Origin of the sequence: Pseudoduganella dura, from assembly GCF_009727155.1 — a bacterium.
GTDB lineage: Bacteria > Pseudomonadota > Gammaproteobacteria > Burkholderiales > Burkholderiaceae_D > Rugamonas > Rugamonas dura.
In genome coordinates this window covers 2121632-2145767 of the sequence record NZ_WNWM01000002.1, presented here as the reverse complement: position 1 = coordinate 2145767, position 24136 = coordinate 2121632, and the positions used below count along the sequence as shown (strand labels likewise).

Annotated in this window: 23 protein-coding genes; 11 read left to right on the top strand and 12 right to left on the bottom strand. The window is 64.4% G+C overall.

From position 1 onward, the window contains the following. Nucleotides 1–9 precede the first annotated feature (9 nt). The 4 genes from GJV26_RS09460 to GJV26_RS09445 all read right to left on the bottom strand — a co-directional run bounded on the left by GJV26_RS09460 (nucleotide 10) and on the right by GJV26_RS09445 (nucleotide 5656). The gene (locus GJV26_RS09460; protein WP_155708606.1) at nucleotides 10–441 is read right to left on the bottom strand and encodes a DUF3597 domain-containing protein; all 432 of its coding nucleotides are present in this window, start codon (nucleotides 439–441) and stop codon (nucleotides 10–12) included. 87 nt (nucleotides 442–528) lie between these two features. Next, on the bottom strand, nucleotides 529–1035 hold the full coding sequence (locus tag GJV26_RS09455; protein ID WP_155708605.1) for a hypothetical protein: 507 nt from the start codon (nucleotides 1033–1035) through the stop codon (nucleotides 529–531). Nucleotides 1036–1177: 142 nt separating this feature from the next. Further along, entirely contained in the window at nucleotides 1178–4756 is a 3579-nt protein-coding gene (locus GJV26_RS09450; protein ID WP_155708604.1) for an ABC transporter permease/M1 family aminopeptidase, read from the bottom strand. A 9-nt stretch (nucleotides 4757–4765) separates the two neighbouring features. Further along, nucleotides 4766–5656, bottom strand: coding sequence for an ABC transporter ATP-binding protein (locus tag GJV26_RS09445; protein WP_155708603.1), 891 nt, complete (start codon nucleotides 5654–5656; stop codon nucleotides 4766–4768). Between the two features lie 270 nt (nucleotides 5657–5926). Here GJV26_RS09445 and GJV26_RS09440 point away from each other — a divergent pair, with 270 nt between their 5' ends. The 3 genes from GJV26_RS09440 (at nucleotide 5927) to ypfJ (ending at nucleotide 8157) form a co-directional block, all read left to right on the top strand. Continuing rightward, nucleotides 5927–6373, top strand: coding sequence for a hypothetical protein (locus GJV26_RS09440; protein WP_155708602.1), 447 nt, complete (start codon nucleotides 5927–5929; stop codon nucleotides 6371–6373). A 151-nt stretch (nucleotides 6374–6524) separates the two neighbouring features. After that, nucleotides 6525–7172: a 2-polyprenyl-3-methyl-6-methoxy-1,4-benzoquinone monooxygenase gene (gene coq7 / locus GJV26_RS09435; RefSeq protein ID WP_155708601.1), complete on the top strand. Its 648-nt coding sequence runs from the start codon at nucleotides 6525–6527 to the stop codon at nucleotides 7170–7172. Nucleotides 7173–7293: 121 nt separating this feature from the next. Continuing rightward, the gene (ypfJ, locus tag GJV26_RS09430; protein WP_155708600.1) at nucleotides 7294–8157 is read left to right on the top strand and encodes a KPN_02809 family neutral zinc metallopeptidase; all 864 of its coding nucleotides are present in this window, start codon (nucleotides 7294–7296) and stop codon (nucleotides 8155–8157) included. Nucleotides 8158–8229: 72 nt separating this feature from the next. Here the strand turns inward: ypfJ and GJV26_RS09425 are convergent, their stop codons facing one another. From GJV26_RS09425 to GJV26_RS09410, 4 genes are all read right to left on the bottom strand, one after another. Then, the gene (locus tag GJV26_RS09425; RefSeq protein WP_155708599.1) at nucleotides 8230–8652 is read right to left on the bottom strand and encodes an OsmC family protein; all 423 of its coding nucleotides are present in this window, start codon (nucleotides 8650–8652) and stop codon (nucleotides 8230–8232) included. 98 nt (nucleotides 8653–8750) lie between these two features. Beyond that, entirely contained in the window at nucleotides 8751–9947 is a 1197-nt protein-coding gene (locus GJV26_RS09420; RefSeq protein ID WP_173346175.1) for an ABC transporter permease, read from the bottom strand. Beyond that, nucleotides 9944–10678 carry an ABC transporter ATP-binding protein gene (locus tag GJV26_RS09415; RefSeq protein WP_155708598.1) on the bottom strand — a complete coding sequence of 245 codons (735 nt, stop codon included), beginning with the start codon at nucleotides 10676–10678 and terminating at the stop codon, nucleotides 9944–9946. The genes GJV26_RS09420 and GJV26_RS09415 overlap by 4 nt, the downstream gene beginning before the upstream one ends. A gap of 21 nt (nucleotides 10679–10699) precedes the next feature. Beyond that, on the bottom strand, nucleotides 10700–12151 hold the full coding sequence (locus GJV26_RS09410; protein WP_229427940.1) for an alpha/beta fold hydrolase: 1452 nt from the start codon (nucleotides 12149–12151) through the stop codon (nucleotides 10700–10702). 289 nt (nucleotides 12152–12440) lie between these two features. On the opposite strand from GJV26_RS09410, the gene rplM reads away from it, so the two are divergent. The 4 genes from rplM to erpA all read left to right on the top strand — a co-directional run bounded on the left by rplM (nucleotide 12441) and on the right by erpA (nucleotide 14966). Next, entirely contained in the window at nucleotides 12441–12869 is a 429-nt protein-coding gene (rplM, locus tag GJV26_RS09405) for a 50S ribosomal protein L13 (protein WP_107140762.1), read from the top strand. A 9-nt stretch (nucleotides 12870–12878) separates the two neighbouring features. Further along, entirely contained in the window at nucleotides 12879–13271 is a 393-nt protein-coding gene (gene rpsI / locus GJV26_RS09400; protein ID WP_155472862.1) for a 30S ribosomal protein S9, read from the top strand. Nucleotides 13272–13446: 175 nt separating this feature from the next. After that, entirely contained in the window at nucleotides 13447–14484 is a 1038-nt protein-coding gene (gene argC / locus GJV26_RS09395) for an N-acetyl-gamma-glutamyl-phosphate reductase (protein WP_155708596.1), read from the top strand. A 119-nt stretch (nucleotides 14485–14603) separates the two neighbouring features. After that, on the top strand, nucleotides 14604–14966 hold the full coding sequence (erpA, locus tag GJV26_RS09390) for an iron-sulfur cluster insertion protein ErpA (RefSeq protein WP_155708595.1): 363 nt from the start codon (nucleotides 14604–14606) through the stop codon (nucleotides 14964–14966). A gap of 122 nt (nucleotides 14967–15088) precedes the next feature. Here erpA and GJV26_RS09385 read toward each other — a convergent pair whose 3' ends face one another. From GJV26_RS09385 to GJV26_RS09375, 3 genes are all read right to left on the bottom strand, one after another. After that, nucleotides 15089–15502 carry a DUF2061 domain-containing protein gene (locus GJV26_RS09385; protein WP_155708594.1) on the bottom strand — a complete coding sequence of 138 codons (414 nt, stop codon included), beginning with the start codon at nucleotides 15500–15502 and terminating at the stop codon, nucleotides 15089–15091. A gap of 119 nt (nucleotides 15503–15621) precedes the next feature. Then, on the bottom strand, nucleotides 15622–16731 hold the full coding sequence (locus GJV26_RS09380) for an anhydro-N-acetylmuramic acid kinase (protein WP_155708593.1): 1110 nt from the start codon (nucleotides 16729–16731) through the stop codon (nucleotides 15622–15624). Between the two features lie 196 nt (nucleotides 16732–16927). Next, nucleotides 16928–18313 (bottom strand): M23 family metallopeptidase, encoded by a 1386-nt coding sequence (locus tag GJV26_RS09375; protein ID WP_155708592.1) that lies wholly within the window; start codon nucleotides 18311–18313, stop codon nucleotides 16928–16930. Nucleotides 18314–18468: 155 nt separating this feature from the next. On the opposite strand from GJV26_RS09375, the gene tyrS reads away from it, so the two are divergent. From tyrS to GJV26_RS09355, 4 genes are read left to right on the top strand one after another with little or no spacing between them, the layout of a single operon-like run. Continuing rightward, nucleotides 18469–19758: a tyrosine--tRNA ligase gene (gene tyrS, locus GJV26_RS09370; RefSeq protein WP_155708591.1), complete on the top strand. Its 1290-nt coding sequence runs from the start codon at nucleotides 18469–18471 to the stop codon at nucleotides 19756–19758. Between the two features lie 10 nt (nucleotides 19759–19768). After that, nucleotides 19769–20221: a D-aminoacyl-tRNA deacylase gene (dtd, locus tag GJV26_RS09365; protein WP_155708590.1), complete on the top strand. Its 453-nt coding sequence runs from the start codon at nucleotides 19769–19771 to the stop codon at nucleotides 20219–20221. A 21-nt stretch (nucleotides 20222–20242) separates the two neighbouring features. After that, nucleotides 20243–20872 (top strand): YbhB/YbcL family Raf kinase inhibitor-like protein, encoded by a 630-nt coding sequence (locus tag GJV26_RS09360; RefSeq protein WP_155708589.1) that lies wholly within the window; start codon nucleotides 20243–20245, stop codon nucleotides 20870–20872. Nucleotides 20873–20880: 8 nt separating this feature from the next. After that, nucleotides 20881–21558 carry a histidine phosphatase family protein gene (locus GJV26_RS09355; RefSeq protein WP_229419237.1) on the top strand — a complete coding sequence of 226 codons (678 nt, stop codon included), beginning with the start codon at nucleotides 20881–20883 and terminating at the stop codon, nucleotides 21556–21558. Nucleotides 21559–21639: 81 nt separating this feature from the next. On the opposite strand, the gene GJV26_RS09350 is transcribed toward GJV26_RS09355, so the two are convergent. Continuing rightward, entirely contained in the window at nucleotides 21640–23988 is a 2349-nt protein-coding gene (locus tag GJV26_RS09350; protein ID WP_155708588.1) for a glycoside hydrolase family 31 protein, read from the bottom strand. Between the last annotated feature and the right edge of the window lie 148 nt (nucleotides 23989–24136).

Here is a 24136-nt window from a genome sequence, read left to right as displayed (position 1 = left end):
CGGGTACGATCAGTCCTTCAGATCGGCCGGTACCTTGCCGCCGTTGGCGGCCAGCTTGTTCATCACCTGCCGGTGCAGCCACACGTTCATCGTCGCCGAATCGCCGGTATCGCCGGTATAGTGCAGCTCCTGCGCGAGTTCCTTGCGCGATTGCAGGCTGCTGTCCAGGTCCAGCAGTTTCAGCAGGTCGACGATCGACGTGCGCCAGTTCAGCGGCTGGCCGGACTGCTGGGCCTTGCCGTTCAGGATCGCTTCCACGTCCACTTCGGACAATGCGGCCGGGGCGGCAGCGGGCTGCGCCGCGGGCGCCGCAGCAGGCGCGGCAGGAGCGGCCTGTGGCTGGGCCGCCGGCGCGGCGGCAGGCGCCGGTGCAGGCTTCGCTGCCACGGCCGGATGGGACGACGGGAAGATCTTGTGGAAGATGTTGCTGAGGATACCCATGGAATGCTCCTTCAGGAATGGTTCAAGTGAGTGGATCGGTTGCGTGGACCAGTTGCGCGCAATAATGGCGCGCATTGATCCCCCGCATCAATTCCGGTTCGATTGGGCGATCTTGCCCAGCACGATGGCCAGGGCTGCGCCGCCCAGGGCCTGCACCAGTTGCGGGTGCTCGGCATAGAAGTCGCCGATACGGTCGACAATGCCCGGATTGTGCTGCTCGGCCGTGGTGGCGATTTCCTCCACCTGCTGCGGCGTGATTTTTTCAGCCTGTTCCGGCGTGACCTGGGGCTGGCCGTTCTGGCCGAACACGCTGCCGATACTGCCGGCCAGCGCCGTCAGCATGGCCGGGCTCACGTTGGACAGCAGCTGGTTGAGCATGCCGGCCCGCTGGTTCGGGTCGCTGCGGCCGAACATCTGGCTCACCATCTGCGCGAACGGTGGCGTCTGGTCGGAGCGGAGTGCTTCGGTGACGCCCTGGGCCACCACGCCGCGCGGCGCATTCTGTGCCGCCTGCGGAAAATCCTGTTCCGCGCGGGCGGGATCGATGGCCCCGCCGAGGTATTGCTGTAACAGATTACCGAGATCGAATCCCATTGCCGGCTCCTGTGTGAATGACAGACGCCAGCATAACGGCAGCCCCGGCGCGGGTCTGTTCGCGGACTAACGATAAACGTCAGCGATGTCGTCGACGAAAAACGCCGCGGCGGGGAATGTGGAAAGCGGCGGAACGCGGCGGTCAGGGCTGCGCCATCTCCACGGCAATCATGTTGTCGTCCGGTTTGCGGTCGATCAGCTTGTTGTCCGGGTCGATGCCGGCACGGGCCGGCCGGCCGTTCACGACCAGCGTCACCGTGGTTTCGCGGCGGTCGATGAGCCGGCGTTCGCGCAGCAGCGGCTTGCCGTCCCTGGCGTCGATGCCGATGTCGATCAGGTCGGCGAGCGGGGTGTCCTTTTCCGCGCCCAGCCCGTCCGCGCGCAGCTTCGCCGCATGCACGGTCAGCCGCACCTCGTAGCGGCCGTCCTTGCGGCGCTGCGCCGTGGCCGCCAGCGCGCGGTTGTCGTACAGGACGATCGCATTGAACAGGTCGTCGATCAGGTAGGCCTGGGCGGGCGGCACCACGGCGCGCAGGCCGTCCACCAGCGCCGTCACGCTCGGATACGGATCGCCGCGGTAGGCATATTGCTTCAGCAGGTTGCGCAGCACGGCGTTCACGCGGTCTTCGCCGACCACATCCTGCAGCTGGTACATCGCCAGGCTGCCCTTGCGATAGTGGATGTAGTCCTGGTTCTCGTTGTCCGCCAGAGGCAGCTCCTTCCTGTTTTCCATGGCCCGGCCATGCAGGTACATGTCCAGGTCGTAGCGCAGGAAGCGGCGCATGCGGTCGGCGCCGAACGTGCGCTTCATCACCATCAGCGCCGAGTACTCGGACAGCGTTTCGGACAGTACCGTGGCGCCGCGCGTATTGCCGCCCACCAGCTGGTGGCCCCACCACTGATGCGCCAGCTCGTGCGCCGTCACATAATACGGATAGTCGATGTCCTTCGGATTGCGGTCATCCACCTCGGCGATGAAGCCCATGCCTTCCGAGAACGGTACAGTGTTCGGGTAGGACTGCGCATAGGACCGGTAGCGGGGAAACTCCACGATGCGCAGGATCTTGTGCTGGTACGGGCCGAAGTTGCGCGTGTAGTAGTCGAGCGCATCCTTGGCGCCTTTCGTCATCCGGTCCAGGTTGTACTCATGACCCGGGTGGTAGTAGATCTCGATGCCCACGTCCTGCCACCAGTCGTGCTTGATCACGTAGCGTGCCGACTGGAACGAGTAGAAGTTCAGGATGGGCTTGTCCATCCGGTAGTGGAACCAGCGGCGGCCATCCTTCGTCCATTCCTTTTCCAGCGTGCCGGGAGCGATCGCGGTCTGGTCGGCGTCCGTGCCGATCACGGCATCGAACGTTACCCAGTCGGCGTCGCTGCCCAGCATGTTATTGGCCAGCCCTTTCGGGTCGTCGCGCGGCAGCTCCCGTTCCTGCGCCGGCAGGCCGTGCCGCCTGCGGTCGCGCGGGTCCGTCAGTTCGCGGTCGCGCTGGTAGCCGATGTGCGGCAGGATCGTGTTGTTGAAGAAGGTGCCATTGGCCACCACCGGGGTATCCTTGCCCAGGCCGAAGAAGCCGTTCGGCGCATACGACATTTCGAACTCCAGCGACAGCGTGGCGCCCGGCGCCAGCGGCTGCGACAGCGTGTAGCGATGGAAACCAAGCTCCCGGTCGGTCAGCGTGACACGGCTGGCGGTGCCGAAGCGCAGCGGGCGCAGGTCTGCCTGGGGATCGGTGCTCACATAGATCGCGGTAAGCGGCACGCCGCCGCGGTTGGCCAGCAGGTAGCGGCCCTTGACCAGCAGCCGTCGCTGCTCCGGCATGATTTCCACGTGCAGCTTCACGTCGGTGATGCGCGGTTGCGCCACGCCGGCCGTGGCCTTGTACTTGCGTTCGTAATCCGCGCGGTCGGCGTCCACCCGGAACGTGGACTGGAACCGGTTCGCCACGTTCAGGTTGTAATACAGGATTGCGCCGGTGCCCGTCATCACCGCGAGGCCGAGGCCGAAGCCGGCCAGTACCGGCACGGTCAGCGCGCGGCGCGCCAGTTGCACGCGGATGCGCCATTCGTCGTTCGCGCCGCGCGGCCAGAACACGCGCGTGGCCACCGCCAGCATCAGCGCGGCGCCGGTCCAGTACAGCACATACCAGTGTTCGCGCACCAGGTAGTGACCATAGCCGTTCATGTCCGAATACCGCATCTCGGGCGTCCATGCATACAGCACCATCGGATGGTTGAAGCCCACCGTGGGCATCGCGACCGTGGCCACGTAATACAGGATCATCAGGAAGAACGCCACGTACTTGTGGCCAACCAGCACCTGCATCGCGATGGCCAGCACCGCCAGCAGCGCATACAGGGGCAGTTGCACCGCGTACAGCGTGTGCAGGTACTGCATCGGGTCCAGGTGGAAGTAGCCGCGGAACACCTGCACCGACATCCCGCACAGCATCACCAGCAGCAGCAGCAGCGCCTGCAGCGCCACCAGTGCAATGAGCTTGGAAACCATCGGCAGCCAGCCCGGCACGGGCAGCGCATCGAGCATCAGCGCCATACGGTGTTCCCGTTCCCTCCACACCAGCTCTCCCGCGTAGAACGTGGTCACCACGGCCATCACCAGCGCGAACGCCTGCGACATCGTTTCGATCACCATGTACGTGACCGGGTAGGTGGTGGTGCCCCACATCGATCCCATCTCCAGCGCGCTGGCATACATCAGCAGCACGCCGGCCAGCACCAGCACGAAGAAATAGACGTTCTTCACCGTTTCGCGCAGGTTCAGCCAGCTGAACTGGAACAGCAGCAGCGTGAGGCTGCGCGACTTGAAGTCCGGCGTTTCGACCGTGCGTGCCGCGGTGCCGGTGATGCGCAGCGGCACATCGCCTTCGCCACGCGCCGCCGCGCCGCTGTCGACGGTGCTCACGAAATGGAAGCGCCAGTAGCCGAGCAGCAGCGCCACCAGCGCCAGCGAGCACCAGATCGCGCGGTTCAGCAGGTACACCCCCTCGGGCAGCACCAGGCGCGTATTGCGCTCGGCGATCGGCCAGTATTCGGTGAGCCGGATCAGCGCGGCGGTGCCGAACGGATCGATCAGCGCGGCCAGCGTCTTGTAATCCAGGTCGCGCGCCAGGCCCGGCGCCACGATGTAGCCGACCAGCATGACCACGCTGCCGATGTACACCGGCAGCATGCGCCGTGTCAGCGCCGCCATCACATAGAAGATGGCGCCGAAAATGAACAGGTTCGGCAGCAGGATGATGAAATAGGCCAGCAGGTAGGCCTCGGGCACGAAGCGGCCCACCCGTTCCGGATCCACGCCGGGCAACCAGCTGCCGAACAGGATGCCGAGCAGGATGCTGGTGAAGATCGCCGCCAGCACCAGCCAGGCGCCGATGAAGCGGCCGAACATGTACTCGAACTTGCGGATCGGCGCCGAGAAGAAGAAGTGGTGCATGTCGTATTCGAAGTCCTGCTGCACCGCGCGCCCCATCACGGCCGCCACCACGATCACGCCGAGGCAGCCGAGCGCGCTGGTGGTCAGCATGACCGAGCGCGGCGCGTTGATCAGCACCTTGCCGCCGAACGTTACCGTGAAATCCTTGAACACGCCGCCGGCGCCCGCCATCCACAGCATCGCCAGTGCCAGGAACAGCAGGAAGTACACCCAGGTCGACAGCAGCCGCAGCCGCTGCTTCGCTTCAAAGAGCGCGATCGCCAGCATGGTGCCCTTTCAGTCGCAGGCGTCGGCCACGTGGCGGCCGGCGATCGTGGCGAAGTAAACGTCCTCGAGGTCGCCGATGGCTTCCTCGAAGCCGTCGCCCGGATCGTCGTCGCTGTAGGCATGGATCAGCGTGCGGCCGGACAGCAGCCGCGTGGAAATGATCGTGTGGCGCTGCTGGAAATAGGCCAGCTCGCGCTTGTCGATGAAGCGCGCCCAGATCTTGCAGCTGATATCGTCGATCAGCTCCTGCGTGGCGCCGGTGACCAGCAACTGGCCCTTGTTGATGATCGCCATGTTCGAACACAGGTCGGCCACGTCGCTGACGATGTGGGTCGACAGGATCACGGTGCGGTCGTCGCCGATGTCGGACAGCAGGTTATGGAAGCGTACGCGCTCCTGCGGATCGAGGCCGGCCGTGGGTTCGTCGACGATGATCAGTTTCGGGTCGCCCAGCAGCGCCTGGGCGATGCCGAAGCGCTGGCGCATGCCGCCGCTGAATGTGCCGAGCTTCTGGTTGCGCACGTCGAACAGGTTGGTCTGCTGCAGCAGGCCGTCGACCACCTCGCGGCGGCGCGTGCGGTGCGACAGGCCCTTCAGCACGGCGAAATGGTCCAGCAGTTCGTAGGCGGTCACTTTCGGATACAGGCCGAAATCCTGCGGCAGGTAGCCGAGCAGGCGGCGCACCGCATCCTTTTCATCGAGTACGTCGAGATCGCCGAGGAATACGGAGCCGGTATCGCATTCCTGCAGCGTGGCCAGGATGCGCATCAGCGTCGACTTGCCGGCGCCGTTCGGGCCCAGCAGGCCGAACATGCCGGCTGGGATCATCAGCGTGATGTTGTCCAGCGCGACCACGCCGTTGGCGTAGGTCTTCGACAGGTTGCGGATGCGTAGTTCCATGCTTACTCCCGGGGTCATGCGGCGCAGCATGGGGTGTCGCTGCCATCCGTTTCTCTCTTACATGATGGCATTGTATTGAATCGTCGACATAAGGGTTGCCGCCTTGCGACAGCCGGCGCAATCCTTGCACCAGAGTGCGCAAACACGGGATCGGCGGCGGGCGGCATTGCAGGCATCGGATACTGTCGAGTTGGAAGGTGGCCAAGGGTAGCAAGCGCGACCGCCGGTGACAAGGCGGGAAAAGCTTCCGGGTTGAGATATAGTGCTGCCATGAGCCATGAGAACAGCAAACTCGACGCTGCCTTGCAGGAGCAGATCCTCACGGTCACGCGTTGCGGCCTGACGACCCGCGAATCCACCGACTTTTTCCGGCTGGCGCTGGGCCTGTGCTACCTGGCCACGCTGATGACCAAGGAAGCGCTGGATTTCAAGAAGCTGGACAAGGCATTCAACCGTTTCATCTACCGCTCGATCGGCCCCGGCCACAGCATCACCAGCATCCTGCAATGGATGAGCGGGGAGGGCGTGGTCGACGTGCTCGATTCGAAACGTTTTACACGCGCGTTCGGCGACTACGTGCCGCACGTGCCGGTGGAGACCATCCCGTTCCTGCTGGGCCTGAACCTGGGCGTGGCCAAGGATTTTTCCGGGCTCGACGTGCGCGGCCCCGTGGCCGACTGGATCGAGCGCCAGCGCATTTTGCGAGAAGGCGAATAGCGTCTTCGAGCGGGCCCTGGCTTCGCATCGTTTGCCCACGGGAAGGCGAATGACGCCTTCGGGCGGGGACGAAATGTCCGCCCATCGTGCGTCGTCCTCCGGTGCCCGGCCTTTATAATCGTGGCTGTCCAAACAAGCTGGATCGCATGCCATGAGCTCGAAATTCCATTTCCATTCTCCTCTCGACCGCCTCATCTGCAGTACCGACAAGGCCCTGCGCGTGCTTGCGGGTGTGGCCTCCGCATCGCGCCCCACGCCGGCCGCCCGCATCGATGACATGGCGCTGACGGACGAGGAACGCAAGCACAGCGCCGGCCTGATCCGCGTCGACCACGTGGGCGAGGTGATGGCACAGGCGCTGTACAACTCGCAGGCCCGTTTCGCCAGGAGCGACATGCTGCGCGAAAAATTCGAGGAAGCCAGCCGCGAGGAAGAGGATCACCTGGCATGGACGGCGCAGCGCCTGAAGGAACTCAATTCGCAGACCAGCGTGCTGGCGCCGCTGTTCTATGCCGGCGCCTATGCGCTGGGCACGGTGGCCGCCAGGATGGGCGATCCGCACAGCCTCGGCTTCGTGGTGGAAACGGAGCGCCAGGTGGAAAAGCACCTGGAGAGCCACCTGGAAAGCCTGCCCGCCAACGATGCGAAGTCTCGCGCGATCGTCGACCAGATGCGCCTCGACGAGATCGCGCACGGCAAGGCCGCGCAGGAACTGGGCGCCGCGCAGACGCCGTTGCCGGTTCGGCTGGCGATGACCGCGATGTCGAAGCTGATGACGGGTACCGCATACCATATCTGACACGGTGCCGGCAGGCGGACGTCGCTGCGCCGGGCCGCGATAAACTTGCCGCTCCATAACATGCGCCGGGCGCCGTGCTTGTCAACGTATAGTGTGATCAAATTGATCACGGAGTAATACTATGCGTTGGGACGGCAACCGCGAAAGCGATAATGTGGAAGACCGCCGCGGTGGCGGTGGAGGCGGCGGGGGATTCGGCTTCGGTGGCGGCTCGCTGAGCATCGGCGGCGTCGTCATTGCGCTGATCCTTTCCTTTGTGTTCGGCATCAATCCGCTCACCCTGCTGGGCGGCATGCAGGGCGGCGCCCCGCAGCAGGCCACGCAGCAGACAACACCCGCCAACGACACCGAAACCCGCTTCATGCGAACCGTGCTGGCCGACACCGAGGACACATGGGGCGCGCTGTTCAGCGCCCAGGGCGCCCAGTACCAGCCGCCGAAGCTGGTGCTGTTCACCGGCCGCACCGCCACCGGCTGCGGTACCGGCCAGTCGGCCACCGGCCCGTTCTACTGCCCGGCCGACAGCAAGGTCTACATCGACCTCGATTTCTACCGGCTGATGAAGGAACGCTTCAAGGTCTCCGGCGAGTTCGCGCAGGCCTATGTGGTCGCGCATGAAATCGGGCACCACGTGCAGCACCTGCTGGGCGTGTCCGACCAGGTGCACCAGGCGCAGCAAACCACCAGCGAAACGCAGGCGAACGCATTGTCGGTACGCCTGGAACTGCAGGCGGACTGCTATGCCGGCGTGTGGGCATTCCATGCCAACCGGTCGCGCCAGATCCTGGAGCAGGGCGACGTGGAAGCGGCGCTGTCGGCCGCCACCGCGATCGGCGACGACGCGCTGCAGCGCCAGTCGCAGGGCCACGTCGTGCCGGATTCGTTCACGCACGGCACCTCGGCGCAGCGCGCCCGCTGGTTCCGTACCGGGCTCGATAGCGGCGACGTGGCGCAGTGCGATACCTTCAAGGCGCGGCAGCTGTAATTTTGCCGGTTGCAAGGTGTGGCTGTTGTCGCGCCGCGCATGGCGCGGCGCGGTCGTCAAGGCTCCCGGAGCCTACGCTTCGACGATTTCGAACGAATGCGTGATCTCGGCCGTCTTGGCCAGCATGATGCTGGCCGAACAGTACTTGTCGTGCGACAGGTTGACGGCGCGTTCCACCGCTTCCGGCTTCAGGTCCTTGCCCGTGACGGTGAAGTGGAAGTTGATCCGCGTGAACACCTTCGGGTCGGTGTCGGCGCGCTCGGCGCGCAGCGTCACATCGCAACCGCGCACGTCGGCCCGGCCGCGCTTGAGGATCAGCACCACGTCGTAGGCCGTGCAGCCGCCCGTGCCCAGCAACACCATCTCCATCGGGCGCGGCGCCAGGTTATGGCCGCCGCCTTCCGGCGCGCCATCCATCACGACCATGTGGCCCGATCCCGTTTCGGCGCGAAAACTCATGCCCGACGGGCCGTTCCAGCTGACTTTGACTTCCATTAGATTCTCCGAATGATCCAGTAAAAATATCCTGCGGTGCATTTTAAATCAGCGCGCCGGCGGCTGCCGGCGGCGCCGCGGCATTGCGGGTACGTTGGTCACACACCCATCATGTAGCGCTCGCTCTTCATCCGCCACACGGTAAACGCCACGCACAGCAGGGCGATCGCCAGGCTGCTGCCGAAAGTCAGCACGAATGGCAAAAGGCCCACGGCCTGGCCCTTGGCCAGTTCGCGCAGCAGCGTCTGGTGCGCGAGCAGCGGCACCGCGTACATCCACGTCTTCGTTGCCAGGTCCATCATCGGAACCACGATCACGGGCACCATCGGTATCAGCATTGCAATGCTGGCGGTGGTCTGTGCTTCCTTGAACGACTTGGCATTGATGGCCAGTGCGATCTCCAGCGCCGCGGCGAGCAGCGGCAGCGCCAGCGAAACGAGGCAGACCAGCGCCAGGTCGCTCCAGGACAGGCGCCACGACATGCCGATTTCCTCCAGCGGCAGCCATTTCAGGATGCCGTGCGCCACGCACAGTTCCAGCGTGAGTCCGGCCAGCGACAGCGCCGAGGCGGCGAACCACTTGCCGGCCACCAGGTCGATCGTGCGTGCCGGCTGCGCCAGCAGCACCTCCAGCGAGCGGCGTTCGCGTTCGCCGGCGGTGCTGTCGACGGAGGGGCTGAGCGCGAAGAAGAACGCGGGAACGAAGAACATGCCGAGCATCGCGCCGATCACCGTGGCCGAGCGCGAGGCGCTGGTGCCGGTGTCGTAGCGCTGCACCTGCACCGGGAACAGCGTGGCGGGCGAGACGCCGTGTGCCAGCAGGCGGGCGCCGGCGATCGTGTTGCCGTAGGCGCGCAGCACGTTCTCGATGTCGGCCACCTGGCGGCCATGGTCGGTGGCCGAGTCATGCCACAGCTCCAGCCGCGCCGGGCGCATGTCGCGGTAGTCGCTGCCGTATGTATCGGACAGACGCAGCACCGCCGCCACCTTGTTCGCGCGCAGCAGGGCGGTGATGTCCTCTTCCGACATCGGTTTCGCCTCCGTCACGTTGATGTTCTTCTGCTTCAGTTGCGTCATCAGCGTGGGCGCGCGCTGCGCGCCGATCACGGTCAGCTCGATGCCGTCCTTTTCGGGGGCCGTGGCGCGGTTGATCTGCTGGTACAGGATGCCTCCCACCAGCGCCGGGTACATCAGCACGAAGATCAGCAGCAGCGACAGCGCGCGCCGGTCGCGCAGCGTTTCGAGCAGTTCCTTCAGGAAGACGGTGACGAACAGAGGCTTCAGGCGGGGCCTCATGCGGAGATTCCTTCGTCGGTGCCGACCAGCTTCACGAACGCGTCTTCCAGGCTGGCGATGCCGGTGCGCTCGCACAGCGATTGCGGCGTGCCCTGCGCCACCGTGACGCCGCCGGCGATCACGATCACGTCATCGCACGAATTGGTCACTTCCTGCATCACGTGCGTGGCCATGATCACGCAGCAGCCATCCGCCCGCAGCGCCGCCAGCGCGCGCCGCAGGGCACGCGTGCTCATCACGTCCAGGCCCCGGCTCGGTTCGTCGAGCAGCAGGTTGCGCGGGCGGTGCAGCAGCGTGCGCGCCAGCGCCACCTTGATGCGCTGGCCCTGCGAGAAGCCCTTCGACCGGCGCTCCAGGATGTCTTCCAGCGACAGCAGCGCCGTCACCTCGTCGATCCTGCTGTCGATGGCGCGGCGGTCCATGCCGTTCAGTTCGCCGAAATAGCGCAGGTATTCGCGCGTGGACAATTTGTCGTACAGCCCGAACTGGTCGGTCAGGAAGCCGATGTTGCGGCGCGCCGACAGCGGATCGATGCCGGGATCGATGCCGTCGATGAGGATCGTGCCGCGGTCGCGCCGCAGCAGGCCGACGAGCAGGCGCAGCAGCGTGGTCTTGCCGGCGCCATTGGGGCCGAGCAGCGCGGTCACCTGGCCGTCGCGCGCCGTGAAGCTGGCGCCCGCGAGCGCCTGCACCTTGCCGAAATGTTTCGTGACGTCGTGGACTTCTATCATCGTTTTCTTCAACTGATCCGTTCAGGGTTGCGGGCCGGCGCTGTTCAGCTGGAACGTGGGCGCGGGGATCTCTTCCAGGCAGGCGGCATCGACACGCGCGTCGGGCCGGTCGAGGAACTCGCGCATCAGGCGCGGCACGCAGCCCAGCGGCGAGACGATGTGGCCGCCGTTCTTTACCACCAGGTGCTGCGCGGATTTCATCAATCTTGCCGCCGCCTCCGCGCGGCGCGGCGGCGTGACCGGATCCTGCGCGCCGGAAAGCAGCAGCGCCGGCGCATCGATGCGGGCCGGCGCGGCGTAGGCCACCGGCTTGACGCCGACGATCGGGCACAGTTTCGCCAGTTGCGTCACCTGCGGCGCGCCGAGGAACGAGTCGCGCGTATCCTCGGCCACCAGCTGCGGCGACAGCCGCGGGAAATCCTCGGCGCAGACCACGGCGAGGTAGAGCGGGCCCGCCATCGCGCCATCGGCCGAGAAGTCGCTGTCGCGGTTGCTGCGGGCGACGAACGGCTCCCAGCGGCCGCGGTACGCGCTGTGGATCAGGAACGGCAGCGCGCGCGCATCGGCCTGCGCATACAGCACGCGGTGCACGGTGGCGATGAATCGGCGCAGGCTGATCGTCACGGGCCGCACCGCCGCCGTGCGCGGGTCGGCCATGTCGAGCGTGACAGGGCCTTTGCCGAGCTTGCTGGCCAGCGCCTTGAATTCGTCGCGCAGCGCGGGAAACGCGCGCGCGCAGGCTGCCTCTTTTTCACACTGGCGGAACGTGGTTTCCAGCGCGGCCTGCGCATCGCGGCCGCCGGCGGGAATCACCTGGTCCGGCGCGGCCACGCCGTCGAGCACCAGCGCACGCACGGCCGACGGATACAGGCGCGTGTAATGCTGCGCGAGGCGGGTGCCGTACGAGCCGCCCCACAGGTTGACCTGGCCGTAGCCAAGCGCCAGGCGCACCCGCTCGATGTCGCGGGCCGCCGCGTCCGTCGTGTAATGGCCGTAGCCGGTGCCTTGCCGCGCAGCGAGCGATTCGATGCAGCGCTGTGCATCCGCATCGAGCTGTTCTTCCGTCATCGTGTCGATCTCGGGCGGGCTCTTGCAATCGAGCTTGCCCGACAGGCCCGTGCCGCGCTGGTCGATCAGCACGATGTCGCGGGTGGCGCGCACGCGGCGCATCGCGGCCTGCACGATGGGCAGGATATCGCTGCCGGCCTGGCCGGGGCCCCCGGCCAGCACGAACAGCGGGTCGGGGCGTGCCGCTTCGCGCCAGGCGGGTGCCACGGTGGCGTGGATCGATATCGTCTTGCCGGGCTTGCCGTAATCGAGCGGTACCTGCACGGTCAGGCAACGCAGCGCCTCCTGGGCGCCAGGCAGGTGGCAAGTGCGGCCTGCCTGGGGCGCCGCCTTTGCCGGCGTGGCGAACGGCAGCAGTTGCGCGGCAAGCAGCAGGGGCAGGGCGGGGACGAAGCGGAATCTCACTGCATGGCCTCTCGACAGTATCGGTCGGGCAATACTAGCGCGGGTTTTGCATTCTGGGCAACTGATGGGCAAGCGGAAAGAAAAAACGGTTGCGCCTGCATGGCAAGCAACAGGCAGCCGCGGCGAAATCGCCGGCGGGTGTCTTGACCCGGCTATGTACATGCCGCTATAATTGCCGGCTTTCCGTTCGCTCAGGAAAAGTCATAAGAAGGCTGCGTCCGCTTGGTGTGATGGGCGGAACCACCGTTTTGAGCGTTTAAATATTATTTTCTTCATTAGGAAGTCAAACATGAAAACTTTTTCCGCTAAGGGCCATGAAGTCCAGCGCGACTGGTTCGTGATTGACGCGACGGACAAAGTCCTCGGCCGTGTTGCCAGCGAAGTGGCACGCCGACTGCGCGGCAAGCACAAGCCAGAATTTACCCCTCACGTCGACACCGGCGATTTCATCGTCGTCATCAATGCAGGCAAACTGCGCGTGACCGGCACCAAGGCCACCGAGAAGACGTACTACCGTCACTCCGGCTACCCGGGCGGTATCTATGAAACGAACTTCTTGAAAATGCAACAGCGTTTCCCGGGCCGTGCCCTGGAAAAAGCCGTCAAAGGCATGCTGCCGAAGGGCCCGCTGGGCTACGCAATGATCAAGAAGCTGAAAGTGTACGCCGAAGGTTCGCACCCGCACGCTGCTCAGCAACCAAAAGCACTCGAATTCTAAGGAACTGACATGATCGGTAACTACAACTACGGCACCGGCCGTCGCAAGAGTGCAGTTGCTCGCGTGTTCATCAAGGTCGGCACCGGCCAGATCATCGTGAACGGCAAGCCTGCTTCCGAGTACTTCTCCCGCGAAACCGGCCTGATGGTGATCCGTCAGCCGCTGGAACTGACCGGCAACGTCGAGCGTTTCGACATCAAGGTCAACGTGCATGGCGGCGGCGAGTCCGGCCAGGCAGGTGCAGTGCGCCACGGTATCACCCGTGCACTGATCGACTACGATGCAGCCCTGAAGCCGGATCTGGCCAAAGCAGGCTTCGTCACCCGTGACGCGCGTGAAGTCGAGCGTAAAAAAGTCGGCCTGCGCAAAGCACGTCGCGCAAAGCAGTTCTCGAAGCGTTAATCGGTTTTCGATTCCCAGCTTCATTGCCCAGTCCGGCCATGCCGGGCTGGCATCGAAAAGCCGCAGGCCATTGGTCCGCGGCTTTTTGCTTTTCAGCCTCCCTAGGGTAAAACCTCGGTCACAATAGACTGATAAAATTCGTCCTCATCCAAAACTTTTTGCAAGGAACAAGAACATGATCAAAGTTGGCATCGTCGGCGGCACCGGTTACACCGGCGTGGAACTGCTGCGATTGTTGGCAGTCCATCCTGAGGTGCAGCTGACGGCAATCACGTCGCGCAAGGAAGATGGCCTGCCCGTGGCCGACATGTATCCGTCGCTGCGCGGCCGCGTGAACCTGGCGTTTTCCGCGCCGGACAAGGTGGACCTGACGCAGTGCGACGTCGTGTTCTTCGCCACCCCGCACGGCGTGGCGATGGCGCAGGCACCGGAGCTGCTGGCCAAGGGCGTCAAGGTGATCGACCTGGCGGCGGATTTCCGCATCAAGGACCGTGCCGTGTTCGAGAAGACCTACAAGATCGACCATACCGCGCCGGAACTGCTGGAACAGGCCGTGTATGGCCTGGTGGAGCTGAACCGCGAAGAGATCAAGGGCGCGAACCTGATCGCCAACCCGGGCTGCTATCCGAACACGATGCAGATCGGCTTTGCGCCGCTGCTCAAGGCCGGCGTGATCGATGCGGGCAACCTGATCGCCGACTGCAAGTCCGGCGTGTCCGGTGCCGGCCGCAAGGCCGAGATCGGTATCCTGTTCTCCGAGTCGAGCGACAATTTCAAGGCTTATGGCGTGTCCGGCCACCGCCACACCCCGGAAACCACCGCCCAGCTACAGCGCCTGACCGCCGAGAAGGTATCGCTGGTGTTCACGCCGCACCTGGTGCCGATGATTCGCGGCATGCATTCCACGCTGTACGGCAAGCTGACGAGGGACATCACCAACGAAGAGCTGCAGAAGCTGTTCGAAGACGCGTATGCCGGCGAGCAGTTCGTCGACGTGATGCCGTTCGGCTCGCACCCGGAAACCCGCACCACCAAGGGTTCCAATGTGCTGCGCCTTGCCGTGCATCGCCCGGACAACGGCAACACCGTGATCGTGCTGGTGGTCCAGGATAACCTGGTAAAAGGCGCCTCCGGCCAGGCCGTGCAGTGCATGAACCTGATGTTCGGGCTGGAAGAAAGCCTGGGCCTGAACACGATTGCGCTGCTTCCTTGACGTTCTGCCATTGAAGTGGTGTACGGATGCCTCATATCCGTAGAGAAATGAGGCAGGCCGAAGCAGGCCCTCGCGCAAAGGTCTATAATGGCCGCAACGATTATCAGTAGGAGTTTCCAATGAATGCAGTAGCCGAAGCGCAAGACGTGATCCCCGCGCCGATCATCTTCACCGACAGCGCGGCCGACAAAGTGGCTCAGCTGATCGAGGAAGAAGGCAATCCCGACCTGAAACTGCGCGTATTCGTGCAGGGTGGTGGCTGCTCCGGATTCCAGTACGGTTTCACGTTCGATGAAATCGTCAACGAAGACGACACCACGATGGTCAAGAACGGCGTGCAGTTGTTGATCGACTCGATGAGCTACCAGTACCTGGTTGGCGCCGAGATCGATTACAAGGACGACCTGGAAGGCGCGCAATTCGTCATCAAGAATCCGTCGGCCACGTCGACCTGCGGCTGCGGTTCGTCGTTCTCCGTTTAAGCCGGTTCAGCGTCATCGAACGGCGGCCAGCGCAAGCTGGCCGCCGTTTTTCGTTGTGAAGGTTTAAAAGATCGGGCGATGCCGGAATCCGGCTTCGCCATGGCACGAACCGAACCGCAGAGTCATGCGGCCGCTGCGAGGCGGGCATTGGCCGCCAGGCGCTCCTCGAGGCGCGCCCATGCGCGATCATGGTACGGCAGCGCGATCACGTTCAGGACCGGCTCGAGCACGGCAACCAGCCCGCCGAGGACCAGCGAGCCGGTCGCCCAGTACATCACCGCGACGGCGACGAGGAAGTGGAACAATGTCTGGCTGACTTTTTCCGCCGCCAGCAGGGTGGTGGCATTGCGCATCGAGCGCGACCGTACGCGATGCCAGAATCCCTCATGCAACGGCAACAGCGCCACATTGATGATCGGCTCGATAATCGCCGCCAGGCCGCCGAATGCCACCGAGCCGGTCACCATGTACATCAGGCTGAACGCGATGCCCATGTGGGTGGCGACCTGGCTGACTTTTTTCGCTGCGATGATCATGGCTGCCTCTGCAATGGATAACTGTTGAGACAGATGATAACGATTCTCGTTCAATCCGCAAAATTGTTTATATTCACCAGTTCGATAGATAAAAGCGATTGAAGAATAATTTCCGATAGTTATCGAGGGTAGAGCGCGCCCAGGATGCGCTCGCCACATGCCCCGGTGACCGAGGCCAGGTTGCCCGGCTTGCGTTCATCGAAGCGCCATGCCAGCCATGCCCAGCACAATGCCTCGACGTGCGAAGGATCGACGCCGAGCGCCGCGGTGGTTTGCACGCTGACATGCGCCCCCGACTGTTGTGCCAGTTCGTCGGCCAGCATGCGCAGCAGCGTCCCGTTGAAAGCGCCGCCACCGCAGACATGCAACGCGTCCGTATCCGGCGCATGAGCGCGGATGCCCTGAACGAGCGATACGGCCGTCAGGCGCGTCAGCGTGGCCGCCACGTCGGCCGGGGCGGCACCGGCGAAACCGCCCAGGCGCGTACGCAGCCAGTCCAGGTGGAACAGGTCGCGGCCCGTGCTTTTCGGCGGAGGCAGAGCGAAGTAGGGTTCGGCCAGCAGCGCCGCAAGCAGGTCCGGCAGCACCGTGCCGGAGGCGGCCCAGGCGCCGTCGGCATCATAAGCCTCGCCCCGGTGCAGGCGGGTCCACTCATCGATCAGCACGTTGCCGGGGCCGGTATCGAAGCCCGTCACGTGACCATCGGCCCGCAGCACGCTGATATTGCCGATGCCGCCGATGTTGGCCAGCACCCGCGTCTTGCCCGGCTCGCCGAACAGCGCCAGGTGCGCCGCCGGCACCAGCGGCGCACCCTGGCCGCCGGCCGCCACGTCGCGCGAACGGAAGTCGACGATCGCATCGATGCCGGTCAGTTCGGCCAGCAGGGCGCCATTGATCGTTTGCCGCGTAAAGCCCAGTTCGGGGCGGTGCCGGATGGTCTGCCCATGGGCCCCGATCGCCCGCACGTCCGCCGCCTGCACGCCGGACCGCTTCAGCAGCGCGGCCACGCACTGCGCATAGACCTGCGCGATGCCGTTGCCGGCCAGCGCTTCGCGTTCCAGTTCGTTGTCGCTGGCGGTCTGCAACGCGCGCAGCTCGTCCAGCAAGGCAGCCGGGTAGGGCACGTGATGCGCACCCTTCGTGCGTACGGCGCCTGCCGCGAATTCGACCAGCACGCCGTCGACGCCATCGAGGCTGGTGCCCGACATCAGGCCAATAAACAAGCTCATCAAATACCCGTGGAGTGAAGGTTGACGTTAAGGTTGTGGCTATTTTGCCCGATGTGTTTCAGTGTTAGCCAGCTAACGGTCGCGCCCATGGGGCCGGCATACACTGTATTCACAGTGAGGGCGGAATGAAAAACGGCACCCCTCGGGGCGCCGTCTTTTCATCGGATACCTGGCAATACACAGGCGTACTTCGGCGTTATTTCTGCGCCAGCGTATCGGTCGGGGCCGAGCCTTGTGGACGCAGCAGGGCGAAGCGGTGAGCGATTTCGCCGGAAACAGTCTTGAAGCGCGCCAGTTCGGCGGCGGTCAGCGGTGCCTGCGCGATCACGTTCAGCTTGGTCGGGTCCTTGGATTCGCCGCCGACGCGGAACTCATAATGCAAGTGCGCGCCGGTCGACCAGCCGGTCGAGCCCACGTAGCCGATCAGGTCGCCCTGGCTGACTTTCTGGCCTTTCTTCAGGCCCGAAGCAAAGCGGCTCATGTGCGCATACGCAGTGCTGTAATTGTTCCAGTGCTTCAGCACGACCACATTGCCGTAGCCGTTCTGCGTGCCGGCGAAATCCACCACGCCATCGCCCGCCGCGCGGATCGGCGTGCCGGTCGGGGCTGCGAAGTCGATACCCTTGTGCGCCTTCCAATTGCCGGAAATCGGGTGCACGCGCATCGAGAAGCCGGACGAAATGCGGGAAAACTCCAGCGGCGATTTCAGGAAGGCCTTTTTCAGCGCCTTGCCGTCGAAACTGTAGTAGCCGCCGCCGGCCTTGGTGGTCGGATCTTCGAACCATACGGACTGGTGCGTCACGCCGCGGTTCGTGAATTCGCCGGCCAGGATGCGGCCCGCCTTGACGAACTCGCCATCCTGCCAGAACGTCTCGTACACCACGTTGAACCGGTCGCCGCGCTTCACGTCGGAGCGGAAGTCGATGTTGGTCGAGAACATTTCCAGGATCTGGCGCACCACCGAATCCGGCAGGCGCGCGCCATCCGCATCGGAATCGGTGGCCGCAAACAGCGTCGTCCTGATTTCACGCGCATGCATTTCGACACGGCGCTCCAGCTTCACGGGCGTTTCCGCCGCCACGAAGCCTTCACCCTTGCGTGCTACCGAAATATTCTTGACCGGCACGTCCTGCGCATCGACGACGCTGGCGCGCAGCCACAGCAGGCTGCCGTTGTCGTCGGTCTGCGCGAGCACGCGCTTGCCGCTGCGCAGCTGCATGATGGCCTTGGCGGTCTTGTCCTTCTTGATGAAGGTTTCCGCGGCGGTGTCGTCGACGCCCAGGCGATGCAGCAACGTGGCAAGCGTGTCGCCGGCACGGATGCGCTCTTCGCGCATGTATTTTTCCGTGCCGTCCTGTGCTTCGAGCGCGTCGATCTGGGAAGTGAGGTTCGGGGAGGCAAGATCTTGCGTGACCGTGGTCACCGGCAGGTCGCCGGCATCCGGAGCAAGCGGCGCAACACCGGCGGCGCCGAAGGCGCACAGGGCGAGAGCCACCGCGGACGCGCTGACGATGCGGGCCTTGCGGGTCGAACCTAGCAGATGATACAAGCGCGAGCTTGTGAACTTATGTATAGGGTTCATGCAATCAGTTAAAATTTGCCGCTTGAACTTGTGGGTTTTTGCTTTTTTGTTCTAACTTATTGATTTGTTTAGTTTTCGTTGGGCAAGATTGAAGGGATCGGGCATTATAACAAACTCCTGCGCTAAGCCAACATTTTGAGAGAATTTTCGGATACATGGATACAAATTCCCCAGCGCAAAACATTGCCGCTGCTGCTGCGACCGCCGTGCTGCCCACCAAATTACCGGCGAATCTGCCGATAAGCGACACCGTACAAGAAGCTCTGGCGATCGCCAAGAGGGGTGTCGACGAACTGCTGATCGAAAGTGAATTCGCTCAGAAACTTGCGCGTTCCGAACAGACCGGCGTGCCGCTGCGCATCAAACTGGGCCTGGACCCGACCGCACCCGACTTGCACCTTGGCCACACCGTGGTGCTGAACAAGATGCGCCAGCTGCAAAACCTGGGTCACCAGGTGATCTTCCTGATCGGCGACTTCACGTCGATGATCGGCGATCCTTCCGGCCGCAACGTCACGCGCCCGCCACTGACGCGCGAACAGATCGAACTCAACGCGCAGACGTACTTCAAGCAGGCATCGCTCGTGCTCGACCCGGCGAAGACGGAAATCCGCTACAACTCCGAATGGTGCGACCAGCTCGGCGCGCGCGGCATGATCCAGCTCGCTTCCCGCTACACCGTGGCGCGGATGATGGAACGGGACGATTTCGCCAAGCGCTTCAAGAATGGGACACCGATCTCGGTGCACGAGTTCCTGTACCCACTGATGCAGGGCTACGATTCGGTGGCGCTGAAGAGCGACCTGGAGCTGGGCGGCACCGACCAGAAGTTCAATCTGCTGGTCGGGCGCGAGCTGCAGAAGGATTGGGGCCAGGAGCCGCAGTGCATCCTGACGATGCCGCTGCTCGAAGGCCTCGACGGCGTCGAGAAGATGTCGAAGTCGAAGAACAACTACATCGGCATCACCGAGCCGGCCAATACGATGTTCGCGAAAGTGATGAGCATCTCGGACACGATGATGTGGCGCTACTACGAGCTGCTGTCGTGGCGCTCGCTGGACGAGGTGGGCGCCTTGAAGAAGGCCATCGAAGGCGGCGCCAACCCGCGCGACGCGAAAGTGGCGATCGCCCAGGAAATCGTCGAGCGCTTCCATTCGCGCCAGGCGGCCGAGGATGCGCTGGCCGATTTCGTCAACCGCTCGAAGGGCGGCATTCCGGACGATATCGCCGAGATCGCCGTCACCGGCGCGCCGCTGGGCCTGGCGCAACTGCTCAAGCAGACCGGCCTGTGCGCATCGACATCCGAAGCGATGCGGATGATCGACCAGGGCGGCGTGCGCATCGACGGCACCGTCATCAGCGACAAGGCGCTGAAGGCCGACGCCGGTACCTTCGTGCTGCAGGTGGGCAAGCGCAAGTTCGCGCGCGTCACGCTGTCGGCATGATCGCGCTGTAATGATCGGTTTATTGCAGAGGGTGATGGCGGCCCAGGTCGTCGTCGACGGCGCCGTGGTCGGCGCGATCGATGGCGGCCTGATGGTGCTGGTGTGCGCGGAGAAGGGCGATACCGAGCGGGACGCCGATGCGCTGCTGGCCAAGCTGCTGTCGTACCGGGTCTTTTCGGACGATGCCGGCAAGATGAACCGCAGCGTCGCCGACGTGGCCGGCGGCCTGCTGCTGGTGCCCCAGTTCACGCTGGCGGCCGATACCCGTTCCGGCACCCGCCCGTCGTTCTCGCCGGCTGCCGCGCCGGCCGATGGCAAGCGCCTGTTCGACCATTTCGTGCAGCAGGCCCGGGGGCGGCATGCCGTCGTCGAGACCGGCCGGTTCGGCGCGGACATGAAAGTCACGCTCACCAACGACGGCCCGGTAACCTTCTGGCTCCAGACAGGTCCAAGTAATCAATAACATCTCGTTAAAGGACGATTCATGAAGCTGTGGAGCGATTCATTCAAGAACGGCGCGGCGATTCCTGCTCAATTCGCGTTCGCGGAACCCGACCCGGCAACGCACGTGCGGCTGGCCGGCAATCGCAACCCGCACCTGGCGTGGGACGACATCCCGCCCGGCACCGCCTCGCTGGTGCTGCTGTGCATCGACGGCGACGCGCCCACCGTGGGCACGGACGTCAATCAGGCCGCCAAGACGCTGCCTGCAGACCTGCCGCGGGGCGATTTCTATCACTGGGCGCTGGTGGACATTCCGCCAACCGTGCGCAGCCTGCCCGCCGGTTCGCATGCCGAGGGCGTGACGCCGCGCGGCAAGCCGGGGCCCGCGATTGCCGATACCGGCGTGCGGATGCGCCATGGCCTGAACGACTATACGGGCTGGTTCGACGGCGATCCGGACATGAGCGGCCGTTATTTCGGCTACGACGGCCCGTGCCCGCCATGGAACGACGAGCGGGTGCACCACTATATTTTCCGCCTGTATGCGATCGACGTGCCGCAACTGCCGGTCGAAGGCGACTTCACGGCACAGCAGGCGCTGGCGGCGCTGCACGGCCACATCCTGGACGAGGCGCAGATCATAGGCACCTATACATTGAAACGCGCATGAGCGGGCGGATGACTGAGCGGATCGGGGAAAGCATGACGGAACAGGCGGGTACGGAGCTGTTATTGATCCGTCATGGCGAAACGGCATGGAATGCCGTGCGCCGGCTGCAGGGCCACCTCGACATCGGCCTGAACGATGCGGGCCGGCGCCAGGCGGCCGCGCTGGCACGGGCGCTGGCCGCGGAACCGCTGGCGGCCATCGTCGCTTCCGACCTGCAGCGGGCCATGCATACGGCCGAGGCCGTGGCGTCGTTCCACCATGTGCCGTTCCATACCGACCGTGAACTGCGCGAGCGCGGCTACGGCGTGTTCGAAGGCCTCTTGTATACAGAGATCGAGGAGCGCTATCCCGACCACTTCGCTGCCTGGCAGGGGCGGCACGTGGATTCGGTGATGCCGCACGGCGAACGCCATGCCGAAAGCTTCCGCCATTTCTACGAGCGCTGCATCGCGGCCATTGGCCGCTGGGCCGGACAATATCCCGGCCGCAAGCTGGCGATCGTCGCCCACGGCGGCGTGCTCGAATGCGCTTACCGGGCCGCCCGTGAAATGACGCTGGACAGCCCGCGCGACTTCCAGGTGCGCAACGCCAGCATCAACCGCTTTACCTTTGCCGGCGGCAAGCTCGCGCTGACGCAGTGGGGCGAGGTCGACCACCTGGCCCAGGCGCTGGACGACATCGTCTGATCGGTTGCAAACAAACCGGTGACAGGCTCCGATTGACTTGAAATGTTTCTTGAAAATCGAGCCTGTCACCGGTTTTTGCTTTCAGCGCCCGATGACCTTCACCAGCTTCGGTGCCGAGGCGGCGAAGCCCGGCGCACCGCCGGTGGCGCTCAGCGTACCGTCCGATTCCTTCCAGCGCAGCTTGCCGGTGACCACGTTCCTGCCCTTTTCGTAGTCGTACGTCAGCCCGTCGTCGTCATACAGCGCGAACTCGGCATCGCCCTTGCCCGGATAGACGAGGATCTGCTCGATCGCCTGCCGGCCGGCGGTGGACTGCACGGCGGCGCCCAGCGGCACGATCGAGCCGGCTTTCACGAACAACGGGATCTGGTCGATCGGCGCGGCCACCTTCACCCACTGGCCGCCGGCCAGCTTTTCGTTGGTCCACCAGTTGTACCAGTCGGTACCGGCGGGCAGGTAGACGTTCTTTTCCGTCTGGCCCTGCTCCGTGACCGGCGCCACCAGGAACGCCGGGCCGAACATGTACTGCGTGCCGATGTTGGCCACGTTCGGGTCGCTGCCGAAGTCCATCCACAGCGGCCGCATGAACGGCGCGCCGGTGTCGTACGTCATCTTCGCCTGGCTGTAGATGTAGGGAATCAGCTGGTAGCGCAGCGCGTTGAACTTGGCCATGACCGCTTCGGCCCCCTTGCCGAACGACCACAGTTCCGCTTCCTTGCGTGAGCCGTGCAGGCGCAGGGTCGGCGTGAAGGTGCCGTACTGGAACCAGCGCGTGTGCAATTCCGGGTAGTCGTGGTTCTGGCCGACGACGCCCCGCGCGTCCGATGGATCGAGCAGCGGCGCCTTCGTGGCTTCGGTGGTCTGCGGCAGGTTCTGCCAGCCGCCGATGTCGTTGCCCCAGTAGGCGATGCCGGAGGCTGTCATGTTCAGCCCGGTCGGGATCTGCCGCGCCAGCGCTTCCCAGGTGGATTTGATATCGGACGACCAGAACAGCGCGCCGGTGCGCTGCGACCCCAGGTAGGCGGCGCGCGACAGGATCAGCGCGCGGCGGTTCGGCTTCCATGCGCGCATGCCTTCCGCAAAGCCTTCGGTGTGCACCAGCGGGAACAGGTTGCGGTAGCGGTCGCCCGTGCCGACCGAGTAATGGAAGCCATCCGGCACCAGGTCGGGTTCGGTCTCGTCCAGCCACGGGTAGTCGAAGCCGCGCGACAGGATGTTGTCGCGCACTTTTTCAAAGAACCACTTGCGGGCGGCCGGGTTGGTGGAGTCGATCAGGCCGCCGGTACGGTCCGAGCGGAACGGCAGGCCGTCGACGGACTTGCCGTCCTTGTCCTTCAGCAGGTAACCCTTGGCATCGAGCTCATTGAAGTAGCGGCCCGAGGTTTCGAAGCGCGGCCAGATCGAAATGATCGACTGCATGCCAAGGTCGTGCAGCTGCCTGTTCATGCCTTCCGGATCGGGATACTGCGCCGGATCGATGTCGAGCTGGCCCATCCGCGTCCAGTAGAACCAGTCGACCACCATGATGTCCAGCGGATAGCGCTTCTGGCGATACGTGTTGGCGATGCGCAGCACTTCCTGCTGGCTGTCATAGCGCGCCTTCGACTGGATCAGGCCGAACGCGGCCTTCGGTGGAATCGGCGTCCTGCCGGTCAGCCGGGCATAGCCGGCATACAGTTCCGCGGCGTTCTTGCCGGTGATGACGAAGAAGCTGACCCGCTCGCCCACATTCGACTGGAACCTGGTAGTGCCCAGTACCGCCGCGCTGAACCGGGTGGCGGACGGGTTGTCCCACACGATACCGTAGCCCTTCGACGACACCATGAACGGTACGCACACCGTTTCGCCGCCCGGCGCGTCGTACCAGTGCTTGCAGTCCAGCGTGCGGCCGCGCAGGTCCAGCCCGGACAGCGATTCCTGGTTCTGGCCCATGCCGTAGTAATGCTCGTCGGCCGGCGCGGCGAACTCGGCGCCGACCTGGTACGTCTTTTCTCCATTGACGGTCTGCGGCGACATTTCCCAGCCCGTCATCTTCAGGATCTGCCGGCCCTGGGCATCGCGCACGTCCAGGCCGACCGGCGCCAGCGACGGCGCGAAGTACTTCTGGCTTTGCGTGGGAATCTGCGGCGCCGGCGCCGGATTGATCCGCAGCGTCATGCCGTTCGAGCTGAACGTGTCGCCGTCGGCGGCGGGGCGGTGCTGGAATGCCTTGTTGTCCGTGTGCTGCGCGATGATCCCGTAGCCCGGTCCCTTCAACACCTCGGCCTTGTCCACCGCGATCGTCACGTGCAGGATGTTGGGGCCGTACGCCTCGACCGAGACAAAGGCGCCATTGCGGTCCAGTGTCGCCAGCGGGGCTGCCGAGACATTGCCGGCAAGCAGGAAGGCTGAAGCAATCGCTGCCGCGAGCCGGGTAGGGGTGATCGTCATGCACATCTCCATGGTTGTTTTTGTTGCCACGTCCAGCGCCGTTGTTAGCGCTATCTAAATGATCCCGTAGCGTTTGTTTTATGTCAACCGGGGAAAAATACCTGCTTGGCGCGCACGCCCGTCCGAAAAATTTCCTTGTATAACTCAT

Coding starts and splice junctions, on each gene's coding strand:
- GJV26_RS09425 (WP_155708599.1), bottom strand. CDS start 8,652: ATGGAAGTCAAAGTCAGCTGGAACGGCCCGTCGGGCATGAGTTTTCGC.
- GJV26_RS09455 (WP_155708605.1), bottom strand. CDS start 1,035: ATGGGATTCGATCTCGGTAATCTGTTACAGCAATACCTCGGCGGGGCC.
- GJV26_RS09360 (WP_155708589.1), top strand. CDS start 20,243: ATGAAGCTGTGGAGCGATTCATTCAAGAACGGCGCGGCGATTCCTGCT.
- tyrS (WP_155708591.1), top strand. CDS start 18,469: ATGGATACAAATTCCCCAGCGCAAAACATTGCCGCTGCTGCTGCGACC.
- argC (WP_155708596.1), top strand. CDS start 13,447: ATGATCAAAGTTGGCATCGTCGGCGGCACCGGTTACACCGGCGTGGAA.
- GJV26_RS09460 (WP_155708606.1), bottom strand. CDS start 441: ATGGGTATCCTCAGCAACATCTTCCACAAGATCTTCCCGTCGTCCCAT.
- GJV26_RS09420 (WP_173346175.1), bottom strand. CDS start 9,947: ATGAGGCCCCGCCTGAAGCCTCTGTTCGTCACCGTCTTCCTGAAGGAA.
- GJV26_RS09440 (WP_155708602.1), top strand. CDS start 5,927: ATGAGCCATGAGAACAGCAAACTCGACGCTGCCTTGCAGGAGCAGATC.
- ypfJ (WP_155708600.1), top strand. CDS start 7,294: ATGCGTTGGGACGGCAACCGCGAAAGCGATAATGTGGAAGACCGCCGC.
- GJV26_RS09415 (WP_155708598.1), bottom strand. CDS start 10,678: ATGATAGAAGTCCACGACGTCACGAAACATTTCGGCAAGGTGCAGGCG.
- rpsI (WP_155472862.1), top strand. CDS start 12,879: ATGATCGGTAACTACAACTACGGCACCGGCCGTCGCAAGAGTGCAGTT.
- GJV26_RS09450 (WP_155708604.1), bottom strand. CDS start 4,756: ATGCTGGCGATCGCGCTCTTTGAAGCGAAGCAGCGGCTGCGGCTGCTG.
- GJV26_RS09375 (WP_155708592.1), bottom strand. CDS start 18,313: ATGAACCCTATACATAAGTTCACAAGCTCGCGCTTGTATCATCTGCTA.
- erpA (WP_155708595.1), top strand. CDS start 14,604: ATGAATGCAGTAGCCGAAGCGCAAGACGTGATCCCCGCGCCGATCATC.
- rplM (WP_107140762.1), top strand. CDS start 12,441: ATGAAAACTTTTTCCGCTAAGGGCCATGAAGTCCAGCGCGACTGGTTC.
- GJV26_RS09385 (WP_155708594.1), bottom strand. CDS start 15,502: ATGATCATCGCAGCGAAAAAAGTCAGCCAGGTCGCCACCCACATGGGC.
- GJV26_RS09355 (WP_229419237.1), top strand. CDS start 20,881: ATGACTGAGCGGATCGGGGAAAGCATGACGGAACAGGCGGGTACGGAG.
- dtd (WP_155708590.1), top strand. CDS start 19,769: ATGATCGGTTTATTGCAGAGGGTGATGGCGGCCCAGGTCGTCGTCGAC.
- GJV26_RS09380 (WP_155708593.1), bottom strand. CDS start 16,731: ATGAGCTTGTTTATTGGCCTGATGTCGGGCACCAGCCTCGATGGCGTC.
- coq7 (WP_155708601.1), top strand. CDS start 6,525: ATGAGCTCGAAATTCCATTTCCATTCTCCTCTCGACCGCCTCATCTGC.
- GJV26_RS09445 (WP_155708603.1), bottom strand. CDS start 5,656: ATGGAACTACGCATCCGCAACCTGTCGAAGACCTACGCCAACGGCGTG.
- GJV26_RS09350 (WP_155708588.1), bottom strand. CDS start 23,988: ATGACGATCACCCCTACCCGGCTCGCGGCAGCGATTGCTTCAGCCTTC.